We start from the raw sequence: 5,289 nt of genomic DNA on the forward strand, positions 1-5,289 counted from the left end.
TGGTTTTTTTTGGGAACGATTCGGGCCTGGGGCGGCTGGTGCCAGGGAGGGCCGCAAGGCGCTGAAATTACGGGAAAAGGCAGCGGTTTTTTTGCTGTTTTTCTGGTTTTTGATGGGGGTTGAAACTGGGATTTTCCGGTCAGTTTTTGAGCGGGTGTTTGGCGGTTTTGGCTGCGTTTGGCGGGTGTTATTTTCTAGGGTTTTTCATATATTGAAATGCGTCTGGCACCTGTTAGGAAATACTACATATGGGGTTTTCTATAGAAAAAACCCTATATATCGGCGTTTTGCTGGCGGACGCCTGTTCTTTTTTTATTATTTTTTCTGCTCGTTTTCTGAGCATTTCCTGAGCCAGGAAACAGGCCGGATCGGGCGCAAGGCCAGCGCTCATCAGGCTTACGCGGTTCCGGGCAGGCAGCGCCTGGTTTCGCCTACCTCTTTTGGCGCGGAAAAACCAGTCTTTAAAGTTCCCCAGCCACGCGATAAACTCGCTTCGACTCTGTTCAGTCCCCACGCCGCAGCGCCGTGTTTTCCGGCAGAGTACGCTTCCCGTGAACGGATGACAGAGCCATGTTCCCCCTCCGGCGTTCAGGCAAGTTGAAGACGACCTGTCCATACCAAAGGGACTCTCACCGTTTGTTGTGCCACTGTTTATTGTTACCAGGATTGCCCTGGCGACAGGCCATGCATGCGATGAGGGGCTTTTTTTTGTGGGCAGGGACATACAGCACTGCTCCAGTGCTACGGCAACACTGTTAGCTGCAACACTGATTATTTTGACGAACTCATTGTGCTCCGCCTGCCGCTGCTCCGCAGGCCGGGGTTGTTCCACCGACGAAAGGTTTTTCCAATGACGAAATACGAGACGATGAAAGTGACCAAGCGCGACGGGCGCCAGGAGTCAATCAACCTCGACAAGATTCATCGTGTCATTACCTGGGCCGCCGAAGGCCTGGACAATGTCTCGGTTTCGCAGGTGGAGCTGAAGTCCCATATCCAGTTCTACGACGGTATCCGTACCGATGATATTCACGAAACCATCATCAAGTCGGCTGCCGACCTGATTTCGGAAGATACGCCCGATTACCAGTACCTCGCCGCCCGTCTGGCGATTTTCCATTTGCGCAAGATCGCTTTCGGCCAGTTCGAGCCGCCGCACCTGCTGGAGCATGTGCGCAAGCTGACGGCCATGGGCAAGTACGATGAGCATCTGCTGAAAGATTACGATGACGCCGAGTTCGAGGAACTCAACGGCTATATCGACCACTGGCGCGATATGGATTTCGCCTATGCCGCCGTGAAGCAGCTGGAAGGCAAGTACCTGGTACAGAACCGGGTGACCAAGCAGCTCTACGAGAGCCCGCAGTTCCTGTATATCCTGGTGGCCATGTGCCTGTTCTCCAAGTACCCCAAGGAGACCCGCCTGGATTACATCAAGCGCTTCTACGATGCCGTGTCGCGCTTCAAGATTTCCCTGCCCACGCCCATCATGTCCGGCGTGCGCACCCCGACGCGCCAGTTCAGCTCCTGCGTGCTGATCGAGTGCGGCGATAGCCTGGATAGCATCAACGCCACGACCAGCGCCATTGTGCGCTATGTGTCGCAGCGCGCCGGTATCGGTATCAACGGCGGCCGCATCCGCGCGCTGGGCAGCGAGATCCGCGGCGGCGAGGCGCAGCATACCGGCTGCATTCCGTTCTACAAGATGTTCCAGGCTGCCGTGAAGTCCTGCTCGCAAGGCGGTGTGCGCGGCGGCGCGGCGACCCTGTTCTACCCCTTGTGGCATCTGGAAGTCGAATCGCTGCTGGTGCTGAAGAACAACCGCGGCATCGAGGAAAACCGTATCCGCCACCTGGATTACGGCGTGCAGATCAACCGCCTGCTGTATCAGCGCCTGATCAAGGGCCAGAACATTACCCTGTTCTCGCCGCACGATGTGCCGGGCATGTATGACGCCTTCTTCGCAGACCAGGACGAGTTCGAGCGCCTGTATCTGCAATACGAAGCCGATCCGGCCATTCGCAAGCGTACGCTGCCGGCGACCGAACTGTTCTCGCTGGTGATGCAGGAGCGCGCCGGCACGGGCCGTATCTATATCCAGAACGTTGACCATTGCAATACGCATAGCCCGTTTGATCCGGCCGTGGCTCCCGTGCGCCAGTCCAATCTGTGCATGGAAATCGCGCTGCCGACCAAGGAGCTCGACGATATCAATGACCCGGATGGCGAAATCGCGCTCTGCACGCTGTCGGCCTTCAACCTGGGCGCCCTGGAGTCGCTCGACGAGCTGGAAGGGCTGGCCGATCTGGCCGTGCGTGCCCTGGATGCCCTGTTGGACTACCAGGACTATCCGGTCAAGGCCGCGCTGAATGCCACCGAGAAGCGCCGTTCGCTGGGGGTTGGCGTCATCAACTATGCCTACTACCTGGCCAAGAATGGCACGCGTTATTCGGATGCCGCCGCGATCGGCCTGACACACCGTACGTTCGAAGCGATTCAGTACTATCTGCTGAAGGCATCGGTGCAGTTGTCGCGTGAGTACGGCCCCTGCAAGGCCTTCAACGAAACGACTTATGCCAAGGGCGTTTTGCCGGTCGATACCTACAAGCGCGATCTGGATACTTTCTGCACGGAGCCGCTGCACCTGGATTGGGAATCGCTGCGCCGCGACATCCAGCAACACGGTCTGCGCAACTCGACGCTGACCGCGCTGATGCCCTCGGAAACCTCCAGCCAGATCGCCAACGCCACCAACGGCATCGAGCCGCCGCGCGGCCTGGTGTCGGTGAAGCAATCCAAGGATGGCATCCTGCGCCAAGTGGTGCCGGATTTCCCGCGCCTGCGCAATCAGTACGAACTGCTGTGGCAAATGCCGAGCAACGAGGGCTACCTGAAACTGGTGGGTGTCATGCAGAAGTTCGTGGACCAGTCGATTTCGGCCAACACGAACTACGATCCGCAACGTTTCGAGGGCGGCCGCGTTCCCATGAAGCAACTGCTCAAGGATCTGCTGCAAGCCTATAAGTACGGCCTGAAGACGCTGTACTACCACAACACCCGCGACGGTGCGGCAGACGCCCAGGCAGAAGCCGAGGATGACTCCTGCGCAGGCGGCGCTTGCAAGATTTGATGGCCGTCCGCCGCCGGTGCCTGGTTCAGTTGCCGGCAGGCGCGGCCTCTTCGACGGGCGGCTGGCGCAGCCGCGCCCCCGCCCAACCTGAACTCCCGGGCTGCGTGCCGCCCTAGCGGCAACAGCCGAGGCCGCCTGGTGCCAGGCAGCCACTACCCGGGCGGCACTGCTGTCCTTGCCCGCCCGCTGCGCGCCTGACGCCTCTTTAGCGCGCGCCAACAGCTCGCGCTGCCATCTGGCAGCGCGCCGCGGCCACTGCCGCCGTATTGCCGAAGCAACACTGACTATCATGGCTTACAGTATTTTTTCCCGCACCGATAACGACCAGCTGAAAGAACCGATGTTCTTCGGCCAGCCCGTCAACGTCGCACGCTATGACCAGCAGAAATACCCGATCTTCGAAAAACTGATCGAAAAGCAGCTGTCCTTTTTCTGGCGTCCCGAGGAAGTCGATATCTCGCAGGACCGCATCGACTACCAGAATCTGCCCCAGCACGAAAAGCATATTTTCATCAGCAACCTGAAGTACCAGACGCTGCTGGATTCGATCCAGGGCCGCAGCCCCAATGTGGCGCTGCTGCCGCTGGTGTCGCTGCCTGAACTGGAAACCTGGATAGAAACCTGGGCGTTTTCGGAAACCATCCATTCCCGTTCATACACCCACATCATCCGCAACATCGTCAACGATCCTTCCGTCATCTTTGACGACATCGTGCGCAATGAAAACATCAAGCTGCGCGCCAACGATATTTCGTCCTACTACGACAACCTGATCCACCAGACCATGCTGTATTCGCAGCTGGGCGCAGGCGAGCACGTCATCAATGGCGAGTCGCGCCAGGTGAATCTGCGCGAACTGAAAAAGACGCTTTATCTGTGCCTAATGAACGTCAATATCCTGGAAGCGATCCGTTTCTATGTGAGCTTTGCCTGTTCCTTCGCCTTCGCAGAACGCAAGCTGATGGAAGGCAATGCCAAGATCATCCGCCTGATCGCGCGCGACGAAGCCCTGCACCTGACCGGCACGCAGCACATTCTGAATATCATGCGTTCCGGCCAGGACGACCCGGAATTCGCCGCGATTGCCCGCGAAGTGGAGCAGCAATGCTTTGATATGTTCCACGACGCCGCCGAGCAGGAAAAGCGCTGGGCCGATTATCTGTTCAAGGACGGCTCCATGATCGGCCTGAACAAGGACATCCTGGCGCAGTATGTGGAATACATCACCAATATCCGCATGAGCGCGGTAGGCCTGAAACCTGCCTTCCCGAACGCCAAGAACAACCCCATTCCCTGGATCAACACCTGGCTGGCGTCCGATACGGTGCAGGTGGCGCCGCAAGAAGTCGAATTGAGTTCCTACCTGGTAGGCCAGATTGATGCCGAAGTGTCTGCCGACGACCTGAACGACTTCGAACTATGAGCAGTACCAAGACGCGCGTCACCTCTGTCTCCACGCGCGACAAGCACTTCCACTTGCTGGAGGGTGAAACGCTGTTGGAAGGGCTGGAACGTACCGGCCATGAAGTGGAGTATCAATGCCGCAGCGGCTACTGCGGCATGTGCCGCATGAGCCTGATCCAGGGCAGCGTCAGCTACGACTCCCCGCCCCTGGCCTTTGTCGGCCCCAGCGAAGTCCTGCCTTGCTGCTGCACACTGGACGCCCCTGTCACAGTGGATTGCGGTTTGCGCAGCGACCTGGACAGCCAGTTCGAACTGTTCCGCGAGGACCTGCTGGACGACCCTCAGCACCCGCAGCTCTAAGCCGCTTACGCGGCAGGGCAATCCCCGCTGAATAGACAAAGCCCCCGCCGTGCAATGAGGCACGGCGGGGGCTTTTTACTTTATGGCGCAGGCGGGCAGGCCACATCGGCCCAGCCGCGCCATTTCAGGCCGACCGCAGGGGGGCTTGCGCCCGCCAGGCGCGCAAAACCGCCCCTCTGCCTCATACGTCTTACAGCAAGGTGCCCTTCGTGATCACAGCGCGCAGACGTTGGCGCAACATGACCAGCGGCAGCAAGGGCAGCATTTGCCATGGCAGCGAACCGCCGCCGCCCTTGCCTTCATTGCCCTCATTGCCGCCTTCGCCCGGCTCCGGCGTGACCGCCTTCTGCTGCACGGTCACCGTCACGGCCTGCTCCTGCGAGGCCACGTCATCC

The 5,289-nt window shown here is 59.0% G+C and carries 5 protein-coding genes; 4 read left to right on the forward strand and 1 reads right to left on the reverse strand.

Annotation, left to right across the window (positions count from 1 at the left end):
• The 4 genes from ACTJGZ_RS15660 to yfaE all read left to right on the forward strand — a co-directional run.
• Window positions 1–601, forward strand: a 601-nt coding sequence (locus ACTJGZ_RS15660) for a hypothetical protein (RefSeq protein WP_441663823.1), incomplete at its 5' end; no start/stop codon positions are given.
• Between the two features lie 249 nt (window positions 602–850).
• Window positions 851–3,130, forward strand: a complete 2,280-nt coding sequence (gene nrdA, locus ACTJGZ_RS15665; protein ID WP_441663824.1) for a class 1a ribonucleoside-diphosphate reductase subunit alpha — start codon at window positions 851–853, stop codon at window positions 3,128–3,130.
• Between the two features lie 289 nt (window positions 3,131–3,419).
• On the forward strand, window positions 3,420–4,553 hold the full coding sequence (gene nrdB, locus ACTJGZ_RS15670) for a class Ia ribonucleoside-diphosphate reductase subunit beta (protein WP_441663825.1): 1,134 nt from the start codon (window positions 3,420–3,422) through the stop codon (window positions 4,551–4,553).
• The gene (gene yfaE / locus ACTJGZ_RS15675) at window positions 4,550–4,894 is read left to right on the forward strand and encodes a class I ribonucleotide reductase maintenance protein YfaE (RefSeq protein ID WP_441663826.1); all 345 of its coding nucleotides are present in this window, start codon (window positions 4,550–4,552) and stop codon (window positions 4,892–4,894) included. The genes nrdB and yfaE overlap by 4 nt, the downstream gene beginning before the upstream one ends.
• 190 nt (window positions 4,895–5,084) lie before the next feature.
• Here yfaE and ACTJGZ_RS15680 read toward each other — a convergent pair.
• The coding region (locus tag ACTJGZ_RS15680; RefSeq protein ID WP_441663827.1) for a hypothetical protein at window positions 5,085–5,289 on the reverse strand (205 nt) is incomplete at its 5' end.

The sequence above is a fragment of the Kerstersia sp. genome, from assembly GCF_052103615.1.
Classification (GTDB): domain Bacteria; phylum Pseudomonadota; class Gammaproteobacteria; order Burkholderiales; family Burkholderiaceae_B; genus Kerstersia.

Coding starts and splice junctions, on each gene's coding strand:
- nrdA (WP_441663824.1), top strand. CDS start 851: ATGACGAAATACGAGACGATGAAAGTGACCAAGCGCGACGGGCGCCAG.
- nrdB (WP_441663825.1), top strand. CDS start 3,420: ATGGCTTACAGTATTTTTTCCCGCACCGATAACGACCAGCTGAAAGAA.
- yfaE (WP_441663826.1), top strand. CDS start 4,550: ATGAGCAGTACCAAGACGCGCGTCACCTCTGTCTCCACGCGCGACAAG.